Consider the following 24,182-nt stretch of genomic DNA (forward strand, 5'->3'; position numbering starts at 1 on the left):
CAAGCAAATGGCAATAGCCGGCCTCACCTGTATCCTGAGGTACCCATACCTATATCCCGAGGTAGCCTCACCTATATCCTGAGGCTGTCTCAGTCCTATAGAGAGCCTGCCACCCCTCGCATCTGTAAACATTAATATACATACATCCATGCAGACCCCTTACACCAACAAGCAGATATGGCTCATAGCCTACCCCATCCTCATCAGCCTGATTATGGAACAGCTGATCGGAATGACCGACACCGCCTTCCTGGGCCGTGTGGGCGAGGTGGAACTGGGTGCATCGGCCATTGCAGGCGTGTTCTATATGGTCATCTTCATGGTGGCCTTCGGGTTCAGCATCGGAGCGCAGATACTCATTGCCCGCCGCAACGGCGAACAGCAGTACCGCGAGATAGGCCCCCTGTTCTATCAGGGCATCTACTTCCAGACCGGCCTGGCAGCCGTGCTGTTCCTTCTCTCCTACTGCTTCTCCCCCCTCCTGCTGAAGCGCATCATCGCCTCGCCGCAGATTTACGAGGCCGCCACCGCCTACCTGCACTGGCGGGTATTCGGGGCCTTCTTCTCGTTCAGCGCCGTCATCTTCCGTGCCTTCTTCCTGGGCACTGTGCAGACCAAGACGCTCACGCTGAATTCCATTGTCATGGTGCTGAGCAATGTGGTGTTCAACTACATCCTCATCTTCGGCAAACTGGGACTGCCTGCACTGGGCATAGCCGGCGCCGCCATCGGCTCGTCGCTGGCCGAACTGGTATCGCTGGTGTTCTTCATCATCTATACGCGCTGCCGCATCGACTGTTGCAAGTACGGCCTCGACCGCATCCCCCGCTTCCAGTGGCCGGTGCTGCGCCGCATGCTCGATGTATCCTTCTGGACCATGCTGCAGAACTTCCTTTCGCTCTCCACCTGGTTCCTGTTCTTCCTCTACATCGAACACCTGGGCGAGCGCTCACTGGCCGTAACCAACATCATCCGCAGTGTCAGCGGCATCCTGTTCATGGTAATGATGGCCTTTGCCTCCACCTGCGGGTCACTGGTGAGCAACCTCATCGGTGCCGGCCATGCTGACAGCGTACAGCCGACCATCCGCCAGCACATTCGTCTGGCCTACCTTCTGGTTCTTCCGCTGGCCCTGCTTTTCTGCCTCTTCCCCAACCTCGTACTGGGCATCTATACCGACATCGACGCCCTGCGCCAGGCCTCGGTACCTTCCCTGTGGGTAATGTGCTCCACCTACCTGGTGCTGGTGCCTGCCAACGTCTACTTCCAGGCCGTCTCCGGCACGGGCAACACCCGCACCGCCCTCTGCCTGGAAATGGCCGTATTGGTCATCTACGTGGCCTACATCACCCTCATCATCCTATATCTGCGCCTCGACGTAGCCCTCTGCTGGACATCCGAAGTCGTCTACGCCACCTTCATCCTCCTCTTCTGCCACCACTATCTGAACAGGGGAAACTGGATTCAAAAAAGAATCTGATATTTTGCATACAACTACCCTTCGACACCATAAACAGAGAAGCGTTCACTTCACTTTTCTGCAATCAAAGCTACCAACTTCCCCCCCCCCTTTTTTAGAACAAGACCTTTTCACCTATGAACATAAAAAAAGCTGCTCCGCACTTGCAGAGCAGCTTTCATATAAAGAGTAGGATGATTACTGTTGAGCCAATTTGCCGTCAGAACCCAGCACATTGATGATTTTGTGCTTGTACATCTTCTCCATATTGTCACGAGCCGGACCCAGATACTTGCGCGGATCGAATTCAGCAGGTTTCTCAGCGAAGACCTTACGAACAGCAGCTGTCATAGCCAGACGAGAGTCTGAGTCGATGTTAATTTTGCAAACTGCAGACTTGGCAGCCTTACGCAATTCGTCTTCGGGGATACCGATAGCAGCTTCCAGCTTGCCACCATATTTGTTGATAGTATCAACTTCTTCCTGAGGAACTGAAGAAGATCCGTGCAGTACGATGGGGAATCCCGGCAGTTTCTCCATCACAGCGTCGAGTACTTCGAATGCCAAAGGAGGAGGAACCAGACGACCAGTCTTCGGGTCAACGTGGCATTGTTCGGGCTTGAACTTGTATGCACCGTGAGAAGTACCGATAGAGATAGCCAAGCTGTCGCAACCTGTACGGGTAGCAAAGTCGATTACTTCTTCGGGATCTGTATAAGTGTGGTGTTCAGCAGAAACTTCATCTTCTACACCGGCCAACACACCCAGCTCGCCTTCTACAGTTACGTCGAACTGATGAGCGTAGTCAACAACCTTCTTGGTCAAAGCTACGTTTTCCTCATAAGGCAGGTGAGAACCGTCGATCATTACAGAAGAGAAGCCCATGTCGATGCAAGACTTGCAGAGTTCGAAGCTGTCACCATGATCCAGGTGAAGCACGATTTCAGGATGTGCGCAACCCAATTCCTTGGCATATTCAACAGCACCTTCAGCCATATAGCGCAACAAAGTCTGGTTGGCATAGTTGCGTGCGCCTTTGGAAACCTGCAGGATAACCGGTGACTTCGTTTCAACGGCAGCCTTTACAATGGCCTGCAATTGCTCCATATTGTTGAAGTTGAAAGCCGGGATAGCATAACCGCCTTTAATGGCACGAGCGAACATATCTCTGGTGTTCACAAGGCCCAAATCTTTGTAATTAACCATTTTGTTTAAAGTTTATTGTTAGTGAATCAATAATTCTATGCAAAAGTAAGCATTCTCTTTCAAATAGCGGTCGACAATACAAATAAAAAAACTCTCCGAACAAAGGAAAAGCAATCATTTTCCAACTGTTTGAAGAGTTTTAACAAAGGATTGTAATGTCCATGTTACAAGTCTGGAAAATACTCCTTTCTTTGCAACACAATCTATTTTCTCAAGTAAATGATAGTGGGCAGATGGTCACTGTACCCATTCAGCCACGTGCGTCCTCCGTGTGTACGTAAAGGAGAGCCCTTATACTTGCCATCCTGTTGGATAAGGTAGTCACGTAGGAAAACTTGATTGTCATCGAAGCGTAATTCCTTTCGTTTTTTCAGCAAAGGCTTTGACAAGACAATCTGATCAAACAAGTTCCATTTGCCACGATAGAGCAACGTACCGATTCCCTTGTCTTCCAACGTCTCCCACCAAGGATTGTAGTACTCGGTTTTCTTCACATCCTTCCTGTATTTACGAGCCCCCAATGTCTTCATACTTTCGTCCATCGGGTCATCGTTCATATCACCCATTACTATCAGTTTCAGCTTTTTATCCTCACGTCTCAACGAATCGGCCAACGCCTTTACCTGACGGGCGGCATGTACACGCACCGGTGATTCGGCTCCACGTGAAGGCCAATGGTTGACAATGACACACACGCGCTCGCCTGCCATCCGGCCATCCACAATCAGAAAGCCTCGTGTCAGGTGCGTTGTGTCGCCCTGATAAGGTTGTGAAAGTACCAATTTGGAACGAGTTACCTCGTACTGGTTCGGGTCGTAGAGCAAAGCGCAGTCAATACCTCGCTTGTCTGGACCTTCATAGTGAATATATTTGTATTGCGAAACAGCAGGCTGTTTCAACAAATCATTCAGTACACGATCATTCTCCACTTCAGCCACTCCGATAAAAGCGGGTCCCTGCGGCACACGTTCACGAGACAACTCACCCAGCACTCGGGCAATATTCTTCAACTTAGCCTCATACTTTTCAGATGTCCATTTATAACTGCCCCCTGGCAAAAAATCGTAATCGTTCTTGCCGGCATCGTGGATGGTGTCGAACAGATTCTCCAAATTGTAAAATGCCACACTATACAGCCTACGCTCTACGTCCTGTGCCCAAAGACTGAATACACAGAAACAAAAAAGTCCTAAGAACAAAAGTTTTTTCATAATTATACAGATTATTTGCCTGCAAAAAAAAGAAATAAAATGAGATAAAACTATTTTTTGGCCAAACTTTTTTTCCATTTCAAATAAATAGCGCTATCTTTGCACGCTGAAAAGTTTAATGACCATTACACCACTATTTGTTACCAGCAATAGTAACCGAAATAAAAAATTAAAAACGATATCGAAATGAAAAAAGGTATTCATCCCGAAAATTACCGTCCGGTAGTATTCAAAGATATGTCAAACGGTGACATGTTCCTGTCTCGCTCCACAGTCAGCACAAAAGAGACTATCGAATTCGAAGGCGAAACTTATCCGTTGGTAAAACTGGAAATCTCCAGTTCTTCACACCCGTTCTACACAGGCAAGTCCAAGTTGGTTGATACTGCAGGCCGCGTTGATAAGTTCATGAGCCGCTACGGAAACCGCAAGAAATAATCCTACATCCCAATTGTAGAAGAAAAAAGGCTGTTCCAACCTAATGGTACAGCCTTTTTTGCATATATCCCCTCCTAAAAGGGGCAACCACTCTTTGAAGTATTATTCAGAATACAGCTCAGTACATTTGTTTATATACAAAAGATTAAACCCACCAACCTTAGTCTAAAGAAGAATCTGTGCCCCCTTAATTTGCAAAAATCAACCAATCAAAAGATACCTCACCACGCCAGAATCAACTGGTACCTTAACTGGAGAAATTTGAGAAAAAAGAACGAATGCCAAGCCCTTGAAAACTATGTACACCGTCTAAAGCAAAGGTTCTTTGACAAAATAAATGAATACTCAACAATGAAGTTTGGAGAGCTTCGTACCCAAAGTTGCCTACTGTAGGAACGAAGGTTACCTACCATCAATGCGAAGGTCGCCTACTATCCGGATAAAAATATGAAAAGAAGGAGGATAAACAGTATAAACAACTGAGATTCAAACACATACACAAATCCGCCCAAAGTCTCATACATTGTAAGCATCTTTAACCGCCAATCAGTGTCCGTTAACAATGCCTACCTATGAAAATGTTCTTCAATTGAACACATACTGTATCAATACACCACTTTATCTAAAATGCCATTCAGCCAAGCAATAACTATCCCATAATTGCTCATCGGAACATGTTGCCGTTTGGCAGATTCAATGCGGCTTAGGACATGCCGACGATTAAACATGCAGCCCCCACAATGAATGACAAAATCGAAAGCCGAGAGATCGTCGGGAAAATCGGCACCAGAAACCATGTCTATTCGCAGCCCTTCACCAATCCGTTTACGCAACAAACGTGGTATCTTGACACGTCCTATATCCTCTGATAAGGGAGCATGAGTACAAGCTTCGGCAATCAAGACATGAGACTGCTCCGTCAATCGTTCTATGGCAGAGGCACTCTCCACATAATAACCAATATCCCCTTTCTGGCGGGCAAACAGTACAGAAAAGGAAGTAAGCAGACTCTCGGCAGGTTTCTGTGAATAAACATCATGAAAGACCTGAGAATCAGTCACAATCAGGCGAGGAGGTTTCACTAATAGACGAAGAGTTGAAGCGAACTGATTTGTAGTACAACACATCACCGAGCAATGCCCGTCAAGCAACTCACGCAAAGTCTGCACCTGAGGTAAAATCAAACGTCCTTTTGGAGCCTGGATATCTTGAGGCATCACAAGCAATACCAAATCACCTTCAGCGACCAAATGAGACACGATAGTTGGCTGCATCACATCTGCCGCCAGTCTTACCAATTCCTGAAGTACGCAATCAATCCCTTCCCCACTGACAGCACTTACTACAAATGGGCTCTTGCCACAAGCACACCTCACACGCTCCACTGCCTCCTGAGGTTGGTTGAGCAAATCAGCCTTATTGAGCACAATGATAACAGGTATGTTTTTCTCCTGAAAAATCTTCAGCCAATGTAACTCAACCACAAGCTCAGTATCTGTACATACAAGGATTGCTACATCAGTCTTATCTACCGTTTTCAGAGTCTTATCCATGCGCAAAGCTCCCAATTCTCCTTCATCATCAAATCCGGCAGTATCAATGAAAACACAAGGTCCCACACCATGCAACTCCATCGACTGATAAACAGGATCGGTAGTAGAGCCGGGTATGCCAGACACAAGTGCAGCCTGCTGGCCGGTCAAAGCATTAAGCAACGAAGACTTACCGCTATTTCGCTTTCCATAAATAGCAATATGCAAACGATTGGAACGTGGAGTATTATTCATTCTAAAATCAATATCGGGAATAAAGAGGAGAAAGTTTTATATCTACAAAACCACCAATCACACAAAAACAATCCTCTCCCCTCAACTAAAAAATATAATCAAAATCTGAAATCGCGTTCACCTTCTGTAATCCTTTTCAAATATTCGGACGTACGGTTTCGTATCGGCTCACTAGGCACGTGCTGCAACTCCCGCTCTATCATCTGCTTGCCCAGTTCGCGGGTCTCCGGAGAGGCATAATCCTGAAGATATTCCTGCAAGGTAATCAGGGCATTGGGCGAGCAACAGTTGGCAATCTGCCCCGATTTGAGCAATGACATGAAACGGTCGCCCGTACGTCCAGCGCGGTAACAGGCCGTACAGAAACTGGGAATGTAGCCCAAGCGCAACAGCCAATTCACCACCTCGTCCAATGTGCGCGTATCGCTCACATCAAACTGCGCCGAGTTATTCTCAGGCACTTCGGGCGTGACATAGCCACCGACACTGGTCCGCGAACCACCACTAATCTGCGAAACGCCCAATTCAAGAACCTGCGCACGGGAACTTTGTGACTCTCGGGTAGATACTATCATACCCGTATAAGGCACACTGACACGGATAACCGCTACAATTTTACGGAATATTTCATCGGATATAGCATTTTCAAAAGTAGATGCATCAATGTCATCAGCCGAACAGATGCGGGGCACACTGATAGTATGCGGTCCCACACCGAACGCAGCCTCCAGATGCTCGGCATGCATCAGCAGGCCTACGAAATCATAACGATAGGTATTCAAACCAAACAAGACTCCCAAGCCCACATCATCAATGCCGCCCTGCATAGCCCTGTCCATAGCCTCCGTATGATAGGCATAGTTACTCTTGGGTCCGCGCGGATGGAGCTTCTCGTAGTTCTCCTTGTGATAAGTTTCCTGAAAAAGAATGTAGGTGCCAATACCGGCCTCTTTCAGGCGACGGTAATCCTCCACTGTGGTAGCAGCAATGTTGACGTTTACCCGCCGGATTGCCCCGTTCTTGTGACGGATACTATAAATAGTCTGTATAGACTCTAAAATATACTCCAGGGGATTGTGCAACGGATCTTCGCCGGCTTCCAGTGCCAAGCGTTTATGTCCCATGTCCTGCAGGGCAATAACCTCACGGCGTATCTCATCCTGTGTCAGTTTCTTACGGGTGATAGTCTTATTTTTTAAATGGTAGGGGCAATAAACACATCCATTCACACAATAATTGGACAGATAGAGGGGAGCAAACATCACAATGCGGTTGCCGTAGAACCGTTGTTTGATGTCCTTGGCCAGGGAGAAAATTTCTTCCAACAAATCGGGCTGCTCGCACTCCAGCAGTACGGCAGCCTCGCGGTGGCTAAGTCCTTTGCAGGCACGTGCCTTTTCTATCAGCAACCGAATCAGTGCCGTATCGTTCTTGTGGGCCTCTGCATAAGACAAGGTATCCAGTATTTCTTCGTGACAGATGAATTCTCCGGCCAAAGATGATTTTACGTTGTACATAAGTGGTTTTAATTTAAGTTTCGCAAGTTTATTAACGGGTTGTAGTCAAGAAGTTAAGCCAACACCTTTTATGAATGGTAAATGGTTAATGGTTAATGATAAATGATAAATGGTAAATGGTAAGTGATGAATAAATTCTTCATTCTTCATTCCTCATTCTTCATTTCTCCGTTTTTTCATTATCTTGTCTATTGACTTTAACTTCTAAGCCCACCCTGGTGAGACCTCTCCCCCTTCGGGGTGAGTTGGAGGGGGCTTCCTTCTAACTCCTCTAACTCCTGCAAGTTTATGATTTTATAAGTTGAAAAGTCGGTCAGCTGCAAGAATAAACACCTCAGTCTCCCGACTCCCCATTATACATCTCCGAAATCTCCTCTTCCCCAATCAATTCTATAACCGATAGACTCGAGTTGGCTTTGTAACTGAGCTATGCCTTCGGCCGATTCGGCACCCAAGCAGGCTTTGTCATCATAAAGCGCATAGTTGCTGCGAAGTGACGACGGGGAAAGATTGGGCATCACGACGTTGGCACCTGCCAAAATGCCCCGTGTACGTCCCTCGGGTGACAGGGTTGCCAAGGCTGTCGTAGATGGTATCAATGCCAACGGGTGCATGAGGCGTAGAATGGAGAGCAGGCGGAGTGTTTGCCGCAAGTTTCCTGCCGGTTCATGAGCAAAGGGAGTGGCATGATGCGGTAGGAAAGGACCAATACCAATCATCTGCGGACGGAAACGTTGGATGAAAAGCAAGTCATCCACCAGGTGGTTTACAGTCTGCCCCGGAGAACCGACCATAATGCCGGTACCCGTCTGATAGCCAATGCTCTTCAAGTCATCCAGACAGCGCAGACGATTGTCGCGCGACATGCCTGGAGGATGCAGGCTACGGTAGTGAGCCGAATCATACGTTTCGTGACGCAACAGATAACGGCTGGCACCTGCCCGAAAGAAGCGCTCATAGGACTCGCGCGATTTCTCACCCAATGAAAGAGTGATGGCACAATCGGGCCAGATGGTGTGAATGGCCGACACCACTTCTTCCACAAAATCATCCGTCTGAAGCGGATCTTCCCCACCCTGCAAAACAAATGTACGGAAACCCAGACTGTAACCAATCCGGCAACACTCCAGGATTTGCACTTTATTCAAACGGTAACGTTGTAGCCCACGATTGGCAGAACGGATGCCGCAATAGTAGCATCCATTGCGGCAATAGTTGCTGACTTCTATCAGTCCTCGCACATATACACCGTTCCCAAAATGAAGACGGGCGACCGAACGCGCCGCATTGGCCAACAAAGTTTCCAATTCGGCATCATCCGTTTCCACCAGCAGCGCCAGTCTGTCGGGCAACAAGGTACGATCACGGCGCAACTGCTCTACCCATTCTTCCCACGGCATCATTCCTCCTTATGCAAGTTCTCGTAGGTCTCGCGCCGTTTGAGCAGCTCCTGATTAAGCTGACGACGACCCGACATAAAATCGTTGTGCGCACTGGGCCCGGAGATGCAACCGCCTTCGCAGGCCATCACTTCAATAAACTTAGCTTGTACCTTACCCGTCTTGGCCGCCGCGCGCAATAAACCGATATTCTTTTTATTGAGGTCGGACACCTGAATCATCGGTATGCTGTCAGCCTCCTTACCCAAATAGGCCTTGATGGCACCAGCCACACCACCAGCTTGTGCAAATCCATGCGCTTCACGCACAGAAGTATAGCTGACACTATATGCAGGAGTCTCCTTCAACTCAATATGGAAGCCAGCAAACACAGAAGCCAGTTCCTCAAAAGTCATCACATAATCTACGCATTCGTCCCGACGAGCTTCCTTGCGTTTAGCAACACACGGGCCGATAAAAACAATCTTAGCATCAGGATGCTGCTTCTTGGCAATGCGAGCAGCATAATACATGGGCGAGCCTGTAGTAGATACATATTTTCTCATTTCGGGCACATGCTTCTCCACCATTTCTATGTAAGACGGACAACAGGAAGTAGTCATGAATGCCTGTCCTTCCTCGAGTTTCTCCTTCAATTCCGCAGCCTCGTGACTCACGGTATCCATGGCTCCCTGCGCCACCTCAATGACATCGGCAAAGCCCACTTTCTTCAATGCGCCGTACACTTCTTCAATGGTAGAATTGAATTGTCCCAAAACAGAAGGTGCAGGAATAGCTACCACCTTGCTGCCATTGCGTATCTCGCCCAACACATCGAACACCTGCGAAATTTCAAAAATGGCACCAAAGGGGCAAGCATTCAGACACTTGCCGCAATATATGCACTTGGACTCGTCTATGTGTTCAATATTGTCTGCATTTTTACTGATGGCTTTCACCGGACATGCCTCCTCGCAAGGCACAGGTATATAGACAATAGCATGATAAGGACAATTTTGATGACATTTGCCGCAACTAATGCAGGTGTCGTGGTCAATCATGGCCTGCCCATTCTTCTTGAAACGGATAGCATCCTTGGGACAATTCATGTAACAGCTGCGTGCCACACATCCACGACACAGGTTGGAAACCTCGTAATTAACCTGTACACAGGAAGAGCAAGCCTCATCAATGACACAAAGAATGTTCTCCTTCAGTGCCCGTTTCTGCTCCACTACCCGACGGGCATAATCGGAAAGCGGTGTCAATTCATCCGTCTCATCCTCCATATCAAAGCCTAGAAGTGGCAGCATTTTATACTTATAAACTGCCCTTTCCTTGTGTATACAGCACCGCCCCAACGGACGTCCGCGTCGCGGGCTTAATTCAATGGGCAGACGGTCTATTTCACCTACCAGCTCATTCTGGTTCCACAAGTCAACAAGTTTCGCCAACAATTTGTGGCGCACAATCATTACGTTATTGGTAAAAGCCATAAATTATAGTTAGTTAAGTTTCGTTCACGAAACATGAATTAGTTAGAATCAGTGCACAAAGATAACGAATACGGATTTTTTAACCAAAAGAAAAAAAGGAAATAAAAAGCAGGAACAATCCCGTCATGTTACTTAACAGGGTCATTCGATTATCTTCTTTTGTCCTCTATCCTTGTCTTCACACCCATGGAAAGCATACTGAAAATTCTATGAACCGCAGCACATCTGCATCAGAGTGGTTTCTTCAGCAAAACGAACTTGCTTTTATATTGTTCAGTCACATGTTTCCAAAAACGAAGAAAATCTGCATACACATCCGAAGGATAAAAGCCTTTGTGAACAACCAATCGATGAATCACTCTCAATTCATTATGCTCAGCACTGACTTGTGAAGAGAATTCGCCAAACTGACTACTAAGTGACGTAGATGAAGGAACAAATTCCATCTCATATTCATCAGGGAAAGAGATATACAAGGTATCTGCATCCATATACCCTTGTTCAACATAAATGGGCTGAGTCCGTTCATGACGAAGCGAGAAATCCGGTACATCCCTGAACACGTTGACTGGTACAAACAAACGATTACCCGTCTTACTACCATACTTTCCCACATTCAATTCGTAAGTAAGCTTCAAAGACGGAAATGCCTTTTTCTGTTCTTCCACATGCCAATCCGTAACCTGAACCCGCGAAAGCCCCACTCGTGAACGTATCAACTGTTCCTGTCGGTCAGGATTCATCGAAGCAATTGCGGCATTCTCTTCATACTGCCCTAACCAGGCTCCTTCGCGCACCCGAATAACAGCATCGCCCGCTGGAAGTATCCGGATTTTCGCACAAACAATCTGTCTGTTTAAAGAATCGGGATAATCGGGGATTCTACACAACCGCCCACCAGACGATTCAACCAACAAGGCATCATGTCCGGCTATGGAACGATGAACATATCCAAAGGGCAATTGAGGATTTGTACACTCCAACCACAAGGTATCGTTGGGAAGAGGTACCTGCAAAACGACATGATTCATCTGATTGGCACTGGAAAAATCAGGAATCAATCTGGCTCTTTCTGTACTGACAACTGCATAGGTGGACGGAATGCCCAATTCTTTCAACATGGCACGCATGTAGTTCGTCAGGCCTTTACAATCACCAAAACCCAACTGAGAGACCTCGGCAGCTGCTGCAGGTTGCAAACCACCTATTCCCAACTGGATACTGACATAGCGAGTTGTAGCAGCCAGGAAATCGTAAACGGCTTTCACTTTCTCCCGTTCCGTATTACAGCCTGACACTAATTCATGTAAACGCTGTTTCACGGATTCGTCCAACACATCACGGTCAGTCTGCAACTGGTACAACCATAATCCGTAGTTCCTCCATGTGTCCAAGTTTCCTTTCACCTTGTCAAATTCAAAAGCCGAAGGGGCAAAATAGACCATCGGCAACAAATCGCTCCAAGAAGGGGACAAAGGTTCCTTATTCAAAGGCGGCAAATCAGTCGCAATGACCTGAATCTGCTGCTTCCCATCCGCTGTCACTTCATCCCGTATATCCACATTTCTGTTATCCAAATTCTTAGCATAATATCTGCACGATTGGCTCACAGGAAGCTTTATTGAGTAGAAAGCCTTTTTGACCAACTGGTTAAAAGAAGTCTGAGGCATAAATGTGGGAAAACCGATGACTCCATTACGGCACTTCTCTTCCCACTCATATTTGACTGTATAGGGAAAGGAAGGATAATTGCAAATAAAATAATACCGATAATCATCAGTCAAGAGCGATGAGGAATACTCAGAAACCTGCAAATCCGATTTTCGGATTTTCCTTACCCGATTACCTTTTAAATCTAAAATTTCGCCCGAAAAATTATTCAAAGAAACATATTTGTCACAAAAACATACGAATGCCGCATCCTGCTCACCCATACGGTCGAACACCGTGATAATCAATGAATTTTTCGAAACATATTGCGTCGCAGAGGTACATTCCACCTCAGTCCGGGCTTCAAGCACCATCGAATGCAGGTTCCCTTGAGCCGAAAGGTTGAACAATCCGCCCCAACCAATACAACAAACGTATGCAAAAACAATCCAGCGCATCTTTACTTCACGATTTCCGGTTGCAACTGCTTCTTCAGAACAATGAGAGCACCATTCTTCTCCACGGCTCTATTCCATATTTCCTGCAACTGAGCATAGTATTCAGCTGGTAACTTATGTGCTTTTACTTGAAATTCGTATTTCAGATATACAGTCCTGTCCTCGCGACTAATCCAATAATTGAACAGCAACTGATTGTCTTCGGTTTTCACTTTACTGCCTTGGGGCATTTCCTCAACCTGATACCCTTCAGGAAGTTCTAATTCACACGTCAGATTCACTTGGTACGGATAGTCAAATTCAACAGGCAACACACGTTTAGTCTGAACAAAAGGCGATTCCACCAATTGCTTGAATATCATAGGATTGACATACAACATATCGCCTGCCTGCTCCAAAATCTTCTCAAAATCAGCTTCTTCCTGCAAAGCTCCACCGAAATGGTTCTCGGGTTCCGTTACCTGAACATTACTGAACACAAAATCTTCGCCAGTCAAACAAGGCAACATTTCCCCACGTTGTTTTTTGCTGCGGTATTCCAAACCATATTGTCCCAACATGGTTACTTGCCTATGCCCTTTCAACTTTCCATCCAAGATAGAAGCTTGAACTCGAATAGCCAATAAATTATTGGAGATTTGCATAAGATTGACCCACCTTTTTTCTTCAGGGACATTCATAGCCAGCAAACGTCCTTTGTCTACTGCGAGCTCACTTGGAAGTACGTTGAACGTAAGAAGGGGCATCGAACTATCCAAATAAATAAAATCGTTCTTCTCTGGATTATAGACAGCCACTACAAATGAATTAAACTTCTGAAAAGTAGGGAAGCTGACAGGAAGTTTTCCCAAAGAACGCCGGCTGAGAGCAACAGGATAAGCTTTCAGGCCAAAGCCTTTGAGAATGCTGATAAAGATAAAATTCAAATCCGCGTTAGTTCCACTTTTTTGCTTAACTACCTTATCTATATTATCGCAATAGAAACCATAATTTCCATTCCACGCCAACTGACTCTTCAATAATTCGAAAGCGGCTTTAACTTTTTCCTCAAAAGGAGGAGTCTCACCATATTCCTGCTTCAACTTTTCAATTGCATTTTGAGACTCCACCACAAAAGGAGTGGTCAAACGCAACCATCTTCCAAATCCCTGATGCTCACTATCGAGCAATACCTTATCCACGTCCGCCCAGTTCTTACTATAAGGCTTATAACCTTCACCCGGGAAATTTGTTCCTTGCAAATCAAAACTCAATTGAATTCTATAGTCCTCAGGACACCAGCAGAAAGGTTCATCCTGACGCAAGGCCGGTAACTCGTGTGCTGTAAAAATATATTGCTCAGCGGGAATTCTAAAATTGCTTGCCACCTTACTTGGCCCACTTTCAACCGTGCTGACAGCATTGATGACAGAACTTTCACGTTCTACCTGAATCAAATTTTTCCCTCCATATTCGATATTAAAAATCAAAACATTCGGAATAGTCACCATATACCGATTATACACCACAGGAATTTCCTCCTGCATCATCCAATTTTCAATATGCGAAAAATAGTCAGAAGTTATTGTATAACTGTATTCTATAACCGTACCTTTCCGGACATTCGGAAGAGAAAATTTGCGTACCTTATAAAAAGAACTGATACGTTCGTCTGAAACCAGATTTTTCTTCAATGAAGATTTTACAATTTTGCCTTTTTCCCAATTGTAAGAACTTCCCTTCAAATCTAAAATAATGTCCTGCTCTTTATCACGTTCATCCGGTGCATAATAAGGAATACTCACATCGGCATATTCCATTCCCTCCGATTTCAGAATCTTAACGCGCACCCAATACTCGGTTGTCAACTGAAACTTTCCTTTATAAGTAAAATAACTTGTTCCTTCCTTAATCAGATAAACAGCAGAAGCTGTCGTGTCATTTTCATAGATTTCCATCGCAACTTCTTCTTTAGAAGGTTTGCCATATTTCATATTCGGTTCAATGGCATAAGTTGAACAGAGACATCCGACTATAAACCATAAGAGTAATGTGCTGCAAATGTTTTTCATAATTTTATTGGCTTTAAATGGAACAAATAAGGTTTTCAAAGCAGAATATGCACTCGTATATCCGGCGACTCACTCTAATATCATGTTTTATTCTCAACTCAGAAAGAAGGAACTTAAGTTTCGGATTTAATATTTCCCTGGTAGTTAATCAGTTAAGGAGTTAAGCCAATACATTGTGAGCTGTTTGTTTTTCTATTGGCTTTTAACTCCTAAGCCCGTCCAAGACGGGCGATAACTCCTTTTAAGTCCTGGCTTCGCCGATTTTCAATTCGGTAAAACCGAAACTTGCAGGAAGGAACATCCATCTTTCCCATCACCCCTGCAAATCTCGCCATTGCAAAATTTACAGGGGTTAATGCTGATTAATGGAAACATACTTCCATTGAAAAGCCTTGCATTATTTGCGGAAAGGCGGACGCACTACAACAGCTTTCAACTTACGACCACGCATGTCAATACAGATTTCAGTGCCCGGTTTACTATATTCAGGCTTCACATAACCCATCCCGATACCGATTTTACGAGTAGGAGACATGGTACCTGATGTTACTGTACCTATTTCAGCTCCATCGGTACCAAACAGGGCGTAGCCGTGACGAGGGATGCCACGCTCTACCATCTCAAAGCCTACCAGTTTGCGTGTAGTACCTTCCAGCTTCTGACGCTCCAGCATGGCACGGTTGGTAAAGTCCTTGCCATCTACGAATTTGGTAATCCATCCCAAGCCGGCCTCAATAGGCGAAGTCGTATCGTCCAGGTCATTGCCATAAAGACAGAAACCCATTTCCAAACGCAGGGTGTCACGGGCTCCCAGTCCGATAGGCTTAATGCCAAACTCAGCTCCAGCCTCAAAAACAGCATCCCATATTTTCATGGCATCTTCGGGGTAGAAATAGAGTTCAAAGCCTCCTGCTCCTGTATAGCCGGTATTTGAAATGATGACATCCTTTACTCCTGCAAATTCACCATGCGTGAAATGATAATAAGGAATAGTGGATAAGTCAATGGAAGTAAGTTTCTGTAAGGCAAGAATGGCTTTGGGACCTTGTACGGCCAGTTGCGCCATACGGTCGGATGCATTTTCCAGTTCGGCACCCACAGTGTTGTGACTGACGCACCAGTTCCAGTCCTTTTCTATATTGGAAGCGTTCACTACCAGCAGGTATTTCTCAGGCTCGTATTGATAGACCAACAGGTCATCTACAATGCCGCCATCTTCGTTGGGGAAACAGCTGTATTGCACCTTTCCGGGAGCATCGGCCGTAACAGGAGTCAGCGCAGCCACATTGTTGGAAGTGACCTTCTGCAGGAAAGCAAGCGCATGAGGACCCTTCACCCAAAATTCGCCCATGTGAGAGACATCAAAGACGCCTACGCCCTGGCATACGGTGAGATGTTCGTCGATGATGCCCGAATATTCAATCGGCATGTTATATCCCGCAAACTCGTGCATCTTGGCACCCAGCGAGATGTGTTTTTCGGTAAACGGTGTTGTTTTCATTTCTTGTAATTGGATTAAAGTTATTCTGTATTATCGCTCAAAGACTATGCTTGTCCCACGATTTCTGCAATCTTCACAACGACATTCATAGCCTTCTCCATGCTCTGGATGGGGACAAACTCAAAACGCCCGTGGAAATTAAGGCCTCCAGCAAAAATATTGGGACAAGGCAATCCTTTGAAAGAAAGTTGCGCGCCGTCCGTTCCACCACGGATAGCCTTTACATGAGGTTCCACCCCAGCAGCCTTCATGGCTTCGAAAGCAATGTCTATGACATGCATCACAGGCTCGATTTTCTCCCTCATATTATAATATTGGTCACGCACTTCAATCGTGGCTGTACCTTCGCCATATTCGGCATTGATAAAAGCCGTCAGACGCTCCATGCGTTGCTTGCGCTGCTCAAAACGGGCACGGTCGTGATCGCGGATAATATAAGATACCGTTGTCTGCTCCACTTCACCCTGGATACCTATCAGATGGAAGAAACCTTCGTAACCATCCGTATGCTCGGGTGATTCACTTTCGGGCAACAGAGCAATGAAACGATTGGCAATACGAATGGAGTTAACCATCTTGTTCTTGGCATAGCCCGGGTGCACATTGCGTCCTTTGAAGATTATTTTGGCCGAAGCCGCATTGAAGTTCTCAAACTCCAATTCTCCGACTTCACCGCCGTCCATGGTATAAGCCCAGTCGCAACCGAACTTCTCCACATCGAACTTGTGCGCTCCCAAGCCGATTTCCTCGTCGGGATTAAAGCCGATGCGTATCTTGCCATGCTTAATCTCAGGATGCTGCTGCAAGTAGACGATGGCCGAAACAATTTCGGCAATACCAGCCTTGTCATCGGCACCCAACAGAGTCTTGCCATCGGTCACAATCAGGTCCTCGCCTTTGTGGTCAAGCAACTCGGGGAACTGTACAGGTGACAAGACTATGTTCTCGTCGGCACACAGTACAATCTCGCCTCCGTCATAGCCCTGCACGATGCGTGGAGATACATGCTTGCCACTCATGTCAGGACTGGTGTCCATGTGGGCAATGAAGCCAATGGTGGGCAGGGGTTTATCAACATTGGCAGGCAAAGTGGCAAACAGATAACCGTTGTCGTCCAACGAAATTTCCTCCAGGCCCAGGCTTTCGAGTTCATCCTTCAGATAGCGGGCAAAAACCATCTGGCCCGGTGTGCTGGGGGTTACACCTGACTCCTCGCTCGATTGTGTATCGAAACTTACATACTTAAAAAAGCGCTCTACTAAAGTCATATACTTAATATTAGTTTGGTTCTTTGGCCCGTAAAGATAAAAAAAGGGGCGTGAATTGCCAAGCAATCCACGTCCCTTTTTTCGTATACAGTCTAACGAATTGTCAATCAGAAACAGCTGCTTCCGTCAAAACAGTGCGTACAAATCTTGCACTTAGGCAATCCGATGGCCTCGACCAGTGTTTCCAGTGTATTGAAACGCAAAGAAGTAAAACCAAAGCGTTCACGCATGATTTCCACCATACGGTTATATTCGGGCGAACCCGTTGACGCATATTTCTCAAGGTTCTTGTTCTCGTCGCCTTCCAGTTCCTTGATGATGCGACGTGTAACCAGTTCCAGCGGACTCTTGGAAGCGGTGAAGCCGATGAAAGGACAGGAATAGATGAGCGGAGGACAGGCTATCCGGATATGCACCTCCTTGACGCCATACTCGTAAAGCACCTTCACATTATCGCGAAGCTGAGTGCCGCGCACAATGGAGTCGTCGCAAAACAGCAGACGTTTGCCTTCAAGCATCGAACGGTTGGGAATGAGCTTCATTTTGGCAACCAGATTGCGCATCTCCTGCCGGCTGGGGGTAAAACTGCGTGGCCACGTAGGCGTGTATTTGGCAATGGCCCGATGATAAGGCACTCCCTTACCTTCCGCATATCCCAATGCCATTCCCACGCCCGAGTCTGGAATGCCACAAGCGCAATCCACTTCCGACGTATCGGTCTGCGCCATTTTCAGTCCGCTGGTAAAACGGACATCTTCTACATTACGGCCTTCATAACTGGACGTTGGGAATCCATAATACACCCACAAGAAGGAACAGATTTGCATCTTCTCCTCAGGCTTACGAAGTTGCTCCACACTGTCGGCCCTCAGTCGGACAATCTCGCCCGGACCCAGATAGCGGTCTATCTCATAGCCCAAATTCGGGAAACTGCTCGATTCACTGGTGGCAGCATAAGCCCCCTCTTTACGCCCGATGACAATGGGAGTACGTCCCCACTTGTCACGCGCAGCGATGATGCCATCCTCGGTGAGGAGCAACAGCGAGCAAGAACCCTTTACCCGCTTGTAGACATTCTCAATGCCTTCTACAAAAGTCCTACCCTGAATGATAAGTAAGGCAATCAGTTCCGTCTGATTGGTCTGTCCGGAGCTCAATTCAGAAAAGTGCATATTCTGGGCAAGCAAATCGTCTTCCAGTTCCTGAAGATTAGCAATCTTAGCCACCGTCACAATGGCAAAACGCCCCAAATGCGAGTTTAGAATGATGGGTTGCGGATCTGTATCACTAATGATTCCGATGCCCGAATTTCCTTTAAACTTGTCCAACCCATCTTCAAACTTCGTCCGGAAATACGTGCTTTCCAGGTTGTGAATAGAGCGGGCAAACATCTTTTCCTCCTCATTGTACGTGGCCATACCACCTCGCTTGGTACCTAAATGCGAATTATAGTCCGTCCCATAAAACAAGTCGGTCACACAACCCGTTTTTGAGACTGTACCAAAAAATCCTCCCATACGTTTCTCTCTTTTATTTTGTAAATGTAATACGTTATATTATTTAAGTTTCGCAAATTCATTAATCGGGTCTGGTTAAGGAGTTAAGCCAATACCTTTTATGAATGGTAAATGATGAATAAATTTTTCATTTTTCATTCCTCATTCTTCATTATCTTGTCCTAAACCCGCTCTGACGGGCGATAACTCCTTTTAACTCCTGTAAGTTTCGTACTTGCGAAACTTGAGTTATATCAGCGAACTTTGTCAAAAACAATTCCTATCCGATACGGATTGGTACAATATTCAGGTTTCCATAGCTTTCTCTCCAAGCCTTTCCGGCATTCTCTCCGAGCCTCTTTGACATTGCCTCCGAGCCTCTTTGATGTCACCTCCGAGCCTCTTTGACTACAGCATACGATTTGTACCCTACAAGCTGCCCGAAGGCATTGAAGCGAGAGGTAGGAAACGCAGAAATCCAATCAACATATTTTACCTGTCATCATGCCATCGGGATGCACAGGCTTAAATGTCGGTCACTCAGATTTGGCCTTCTTGTAATTGTCCAAACCGACCTGCAAGAAGTTTACATACAGGTCAATGTCCTCATCGTAAGAATAGGATTTGTTGAGCGGAAGCCCCTCATTGTCTATCAAGACATAGAATGGCTGTGCATTGGCTCCGAACTTCACACGCTGCAGGTAACTCCATTTGTCGCCCACGGTACGCAAGGTACGTTCCTTACCATTCTCCATAATCTTCATGGGAGCGGGCAACGGGGTCTTATCATCTACATAGAGCGTGATGAGTACATAATCATTATTGATAAGATCCGATACTTTCTGGTCTGTCCACACAGCCAATTCCATCTTACGGCAGTTGACACAACCATATCCTGTGAAGTCCAGCATGACGGGCTTACCCTGACGACGGGCATACTCCATACCCAAGTCATAGTCAGTAAACTGCGCGTGAACCTCGTTGGTATAGAGGTTGAAATCCTGTGTCTTCATGGGAGGAGCAAAGGCACTGACCGCCTTCAGCGGGGCTCCCCACAGGCCGGGTACCATATAGACGGCAAATGCCAGCGAGGCCAGCGCCAGGAAGAAACGGGGGACGGATACTTTGGTATTGTCATCGTCGTGCGGGAACTTGATTTTGCCCAACAGGTAAAAGCCCAACAGAGCAAAAAGTACAATCCACAAGGCCAGGAAAGTCTCGCGGTCCAAAATGCGCCAGCCGTAAGCCAAGTCGGCCACGGAAAGGAACTTCAACGCAAAAGCCAGTTCAAGGAAACCCAACGTCACCTTAATGACATTCATCCATCCACCCGACTTTGGCATAGACTTCAGCCAGGAAGGGAAGAGGGCAAAAAGCGTGAAGGGCAGGGCCAAAGCAATGGCAAAGCCAAGCATTCCGATGGCAGGAGCAATCATATTGCCCGTTGTTGAAACCTGTACCAACAAGAAACCGATGATAGGTCCTGTGCAAGAGAAAGACACCAGCGACAAAGTGAAAGCCATCAGGAAGATGCTCAGCAAACCGGTAGTAGCCTCAGCCTTACTGTCTACCGCATTGCTCCACTTGGAGGGAAGTGTAATCTCGAACGCACCGAAAAAGGAAGCTGCAAACACCACCAGCATCAGACAGAAGAATATGTTGAAGATGGCATTGGTAGAAAGAGCATTGAGCGCACTTGCACCGAAAATTCCGGTAATGGCCAGACCCAATGTGACATAAATAACAACAATCGAAGCGCCATAAGTCCAGGCGTCGCGGATACCCTTCTTTTTATCCTTGCTACGTTTCAGGAAGAAACTGACGGTCATTGGGATAATAGGCCATACACAAGGAGTGAACAAGGCAACCAATCCGCCGACAAAACCAGTGATGAAAATGTAAATCCACGACAAGTCTTCCTGCGAAGTGGTTTCACCCAAAGCATTCAGTTCGTCAATGACAGGGCTCCACAAATCATTGCCGGAAACGGCAATGGACGTAGGGCCGTCAGCTCCGCCAATGACACTGACAGCCTCTGTAGAGGCCGTATCCGCCGACGCTTCAACCGGCGCTGCAGCAACGGGAGCAGCGGCAGGAGCAGCCCCTTCGGCCTTTCCACTATAATTGAACTCTACCTGTGTGGGAGGAAGGCAGTTCTCATCGTTGCAGGCACCATACTCCAAAAAGCCTTCCACCTGATAAGCGCCACCAGTGAGTTTCAGCTTCTGGATGAACTGAACCGAGTGCTCGAAATAGCGTACATTCATCTCGAACATTGCGTCATAGCCCGAAATTTCCTTGCCTACGGGACGGAGTTTGCCAGCCAGTTCGGCTCCCGAGATTTTATCAATATTAAATGTGGCCGATATGGGACCACCGTCACCCAAGTCTGTAGAATAGACGTGCCACCCCTGGTCGATAGTTGCCGTAAAGACAATCTCGGCTTCGGTAGCCGAAACATTCTTCCACTCGCTCTTGAACTTCACCGGCTCCTGAATCTGAGCCTGTACGGCCATAGCCCCTGCAATGGCTATAAATAATAAGGAGAATAGAATCTTCTTCATCTGCCAAATTCATTATCAATATTCATAATCTACACACGCACGGCTCTCTTTCACCTCAGCCAAAAGTTTGCCGGCAGCCACATGATCGGGATGAACGGCGTAATGCTTCACATCTTCCAAGGTGTCAAATTCGCTGTAAAGTGCAATGTTCCAAGTCTCGGACGGATTGATATTCAGCCCCACCTCAATCTTGCGAATAGTAGGGATTTTGGCGGGAAGCGCCTCAATGGCCTTCTTAAAACTGTTCATCGCAGCCAGCCTTACATCGGCCGGAACTTCCTCTTTCAACTTGAACAAAACAATGTGTTTTACCATAACTTTGTTATTTTAATGATTTATCTTTATATTTGTCAGCAAATGCAGCCGAAAACGACTGCAAAAATACTCGTTTTGTTTTAAAAATACATTTAAACGGATGTTAATAATAGGAATAGCAGGCGGTACCGGTTCAGGAAAGACCACCGTCGTAAAAAAAATTATCGAAAGCCTGCCTGCAGGCGAAGTAGTATTGCTGCCACAGGATTCATATTACAAAGACAGCAGCCATGTGCCCGTGGAAGAAAGGCAAAACATCAACTTCGACCACCCCGATGCCTTTGAATGGAGTCTGTTGTCCAAGCACGTTACCATGTTGCGCGAAGGCAAGAGCATCGAACAGCCTACCTACTCATACCTGACCTGCTCACGTCTGCCTGAAACCATTCACATCGAACCGCGGGAGGTTATCATCATTGAAGGCATTCTGGCCCTGTGCGACAAGAAGCTGCGCAACATGATGGATTTGAAAGTCTTTGTGGATGCCGACCCCGACGAACGCCTCATCCGCGTCATACAACGAGACGTCATAGAACGAGGACGGACAGCCGAAGCCGTCATGGAAAGATATACCCGCGTACTGAAACCCATGCACCAGCAATTCATCGAACCTTGCAAACGCTATGCAGACCTCATCGTGCCCGAAGGAGGAAACAACCGGGTGGCCATAGATATACTGACCATGTACATCAAGAAGCACCTGAAATGAACTGATAAATCATGCACATCCCTATCTCCCTCCACCGCCTGAGAACCGGACGCAAGCTCATTTTTTCGTCCGTCCTTCTCCTGCTCTGCTGCCTGCTGGGCTGTAAAGGTACTCCACAGAACTCCTCTAACCCCAAAAGCACTGACGACCTGCAACAGATTAAAGACAGCGGCGAACTGACCGTATTGACCTTATACAGTTCCACGTCCTACTTTATTTACCGGGGAGAAGACATGGGATTTCAATACGAATTGAGCCAACAATTCGCTAAAAGTTTGGGGGTAAAACTGAAAGTGAAGGTGGCAAAAAACAGCCGCGAACTGATTCAGAAACTGCTGGCCGGCGAGGGAGACCTTATCGCTTACACGTTACCTATCACCAACCGACTGAAAGACAGCCTTGTATACTGTGGGGAAGAGGTCATCACCCACCAGGTCATCATCCAGAGACAAAGCGAAAGAGGCATCAAGCTACTCAAAGACGTAACCGAACTGATTGGCAAGGACGTATATGTTAAACCTGGAAAACATTATGAACGCTTGGTCAATCTGGACAAAGAGCTGGGCGGAGGCATACGCATTCATCGGGTAACCAACGACAGTATCACAGCCGAAGACCTCATTATGCAAGTGTCCCAAGGCATCATTCCCTATACGGTAGCAGACAATGACATAGCCCGACTGAACAAGACCTACTACCCCAACCTGAACACCGAACTGGCCATCAGTTTCGACCAACGGGCATCGTGGGCCGTACGTAAAGATTGTCCGAAACTGGCTGAAGCAGCCAACCTCTGGCATAAAGAAAACATGACTTCGCCGGACTATACGGCCAGTATGAAACGCTACTTTGAAAACAGCAAGAGCATCACCCACAGCCCCATCCTTTCTTTGAAGGAAGGCAAAATATCCCACTACGACGCCTTGTTCAAGAAATATGCCTCCGAAATAGACTGGGACTGGCGCCTGCTGGCCTCACTGGCCTATACCGAGTCCAACTTCGACACCACCGCCGTTTCGTGGGCGGGGGCTAAAGGTCTGATGCAACTCATGCCCTCCACCGCCCGCGCCATGGGAGTGCCACCCGGCAAGGAGCAGAATCCTGAAGAGAGTGTGAAAGCCGCAACGAAATACATTGCCGCCACGGCCAAAAGCTTCGACCACCTGCCTGAGGAGGAACGTATCAACTTCGTACTGGCTTCCTACAATTCGGGTATCGGACACGTGCTGGACGCCATGGCACTGGCCGAGAAATATGGCAAGAATAAAAACGTCTGGCGGGACAATGTGGAGACCTTCATCCTGCTGAAGAGCGAAGAGGAATATTTCACAGACCCTGTCTGCAAGAACGGATATTTCCGAGGGCGTGAAACCTATAACTTTGTCAGGGATATCATCGCCCGCTTCGAACTCTATAAGAAAAAGATAAAAGGTTAACGTCAATCCCCGCTCAATGCGAGCTTATGTCCGGACGGGCATAAACCAACAGGCCGAAACTACCTATAAGAAGTTGCCCCACTACTTAGAGGTAGTTTTATCGTTACTTAGAGGCAGTTTCCCCACTACTTACAAGTATTTTACTTAAGTTTAACTCTAATTCCAAAAATAAAGGAATAGATATTCCAAAGACTATCGAATGAGTATTCCATAGGCAATGAAATAGGTATTCCAAAGACTA

At 46.7% G+C, this 24,182-nt stretch carries 17 protein-coding genes; 4 read left to right on the forward strand and 13 right to left on the reverse strand.

The features are described 5' to 3' along the window. Positions 1-148 precede the first annotated feature (148 nt). The gene (locus Q1Y74_RS03185) at positions 149-1,480 is read left to right on the forward strand and encodes an MATE family efflux transporter (protein WP_300812281.1); all 1,332 of its coding nucleotides are present in this window, start codon (positions 149-151) and stop codon (positions 1,478-1,480) included. A 177-nt stretch (positions 1,481-1,657) separates the two neighbouring features. Here the strand turns inward: Q1Y74_RS03185 and Q1Y74_RS03190 are convergent, their stop codons facing one another. Together Q1Y74_RS03190 and Q1Y74_RS03195 are read right to left on the reverse strand one after the other, a co-directional pair. After that, positions 1,658-2,665, reverse strand: a complete 1,008-nt coding sequence (locus Q1Y74_RS03190; RefSeq protein WP_300812282.1) for a class II fructose-bisphosphate aldolase — start codon at positions 2,663-2,665, stop codon at positions 1,658-1,660. A 203-nt stretch (positions 2,666-2,868) separates the two neighbouring features. Next, entirely contained in the window at positions 2,869-3,876 is a 1,008-nt protein-coding gene (locus Q1Y74_RS03195; protein ID WP_300812283.1) for an endonuclease/exonuclease/phosphatase family protein, read from the reverse strand. Between the two features lie 186 nt (positions 3,877-4,062). On the opposite strand from Q1Y74_RS03195, the gene Q1Y74_RS03200 reads away from it, so the two are divergent. Further along, positions 4,063-4,314, forward strand: coding sequence for a type B 50S ribosomal protein L31 (locus tag Q1Y74_RS03200; protein ID WP_300812284.1), 252 nt, complete (start codon positions 4,063-4,065; stop codon positions 4,312-4,314). Between the two features lie 605 nt (positions 4,315-4,919). Here the strand turns inward: Q1Y74_RS03200 and hydF are convergent. The 11 genes from hydF to Q1Y74_RS03255 all read right to left on the reverse strand — a co-directional run bounded on the left by hydF (position 4,920) and on the right by Q1Y74_RS03255 (position 21,796). After that, on the reverse strand, positions 4,920-6,101 hold the full coding sequence (gene hydF, locus Q1Y74_RS03205; RefSeq protein WP_300812286.1) for a [FeFe] hydrogenase H-cluster maturation GTPase HydF: 1,182 nt from the start codon (positions 6,099-6,101) through the stop codon (positions 4,920-4,922). A gap of 98 nt (positions 6,102-6,199) precedes the next feature. After that, on the reverse strand, positions 6,200-7,618 hold the full coding sequence (gene hydG / locus Q1Y74_RS03210; RefSeq protein WP_300812287.1) for a [FeFe] hydrogenase H-cluster radical SAM maturase HydG: 1,419 nt from the start codon (positions 7,616-7,618) through the stop codon (positions 6,200-6,202). A 353-nt stretch (positions 7,619-7,971) separates the two neighbouring features. Beyond that, entirely contained in the window at positions 7,972-9,021 is a 1,050-nt protein-coding gene (gene hydE, locus Q1Y74_RS03215; protein WP_300812288.1) for a [FeFe] hydrogenase H-cluster radical SAM maturase HydE, read from the reverse strand. Then, positions 9,018-10,493 carry a monomeric [FeFe] hydrogenase gene (locus Q1Y74_RS03220; RefSeq protein WP_300812289.1) on the reverse strand — a complete coding sequence of 492 codons (1,476 nt, stop codon included), beginning with the start codon at positions 10,491-10,493 and terminating at the stop codon, positions 9,018-9,020. Before Q1Y74_RS03220 ends, hydE begins: the two co-directional genes overlap by 4 nt. A 230-nt stretch (positions 10,494-10,723) precedes the next feature. Next, on the reverse strand, positions 10,724-12,601 hold the full coding sequence (locus tag Q1Y74_RS03225) for a transglutaminase-like domain-containing protein (RefSeq protein ID WP_300812291.1): 1,878 nt from the start codon (positions 12,599-12,601) through the stop codon (positions 10,724-10,726). Positions 12,602-12,603: 2 nt separating this feature from the next. Further along, positions 12,604-14,574: a DUF3857 domain-containing protein gene (locus Q1Y74_RS03230; RefSeq protein ID WP_300812292.1), complete on the reverse strand. Its 1,971-nt coding sequence runs from the start codon at positions 14,572-14,574 to the stop codon at positions 12,604-12,606. A gap of 475 nt (positions 14,575-15,049) precedes the next feature. Further along, entirely contained in the window at positions 15,050-16,153 is a 1,104-nt protein-coding gene (gcvT, locus tag Q1Y74_RS03235) for a glycine cleavage system aminomethyltransferase GcvT (protein ID WP_300812293.1), read from the reverse strand. 44 nt (positions 16,154-16,197) lie between these two features. Next, positions 16,198-17,421: a peptidase T gene (gene pepT / locus Q1Y74_RS03240; RefSeq protein WP_300812294.1), complete on the reverse strand. Its 1,224-nt coding sequence runs from the start codon at positions 17,419-17,421 to the stop codon at positions 16,198-16,200. Between the two features lie 107 nt (positions 17,422-17,528). Further along, on the reverse strand, positions 17,529-18,938 hold the full coding sequence (locus tag Q1Y74_RS03245) for an amidophosphoribosyltransferase (RefSeq protein WP_300812295.1): 1,410 nt from the start codon (positions 18,936-18,938) through the stop codon (positions 17,529-17,531). A gap of 515 nt (positions 18,939-19,453) precedes the next feature. After that, positions 19,454-21,481 carry a cytochrome c biogenesis protein CcdA gene (locus Q1Y74_RS03250; RefSeq protein ID WP_300812296.1) on the reverse strand — a complete coding sequence of 676 codons (2,028 nt, stop codon included), beginning with the start codon at positions 21,479-21,481 and terminating at the stop codon, positions 19,454-19,456. 15 nt (positions 21,482-21,496) lie between these two features. Next, complete coding sequence (locus tag Q1Y74_RS03255) at positions 21,497-21,796, reverse strand: Dabb family protein (RefSeq protein ID WP_300812297.1); 300 nt, start codon at positions 21,794-21,796, stop codon at positions 21,497-21,499. 100 nt (positions 21,797-21,896) lie between these two features. Here Q1Y74_RS03255 and udk point away from each other — a divergent pair, with 100 nt between their 5' ends. Together udk and Q1Y74_RS03265 are read left to right on the forward strand one after the other, a co-directional pair. Further along, positions 21,897-22,505, forward strand: a complete 609-nt coding sequence (udk, locus tag Q1Y74_RS03260) for a uridine kinase (protein ID WP_300812298.1) — start codon at positions 21,897-21,899, stop codon at positions 22,503-22,505. An 11-nt stretch (positions 22,506-22,516) separates the two neighbouring features. Further along, on the forward strand, positions 22,517-23,941 hold the full coding sequence (locus Q1Y74_RS03265; protein WP_300812300.1) for a transglycosylase SLT domain-containing protein: 1,425 nt from the start codon (positions 22,517-22,519) through the stop codon (positions 23,939-23,941). Positions 23,942-24,182 lie beyond the last annotated feature (241 nt).

Source organism: uncultured Bacteroides sp., assembly GCF_949298305.1.
In the GTDB taxonomy this organism is placed as follows: Bacteria; Bacteroidota; Bacteroidia; order Bacteroidales; family Bacteroidaceae; genus Bacteroides.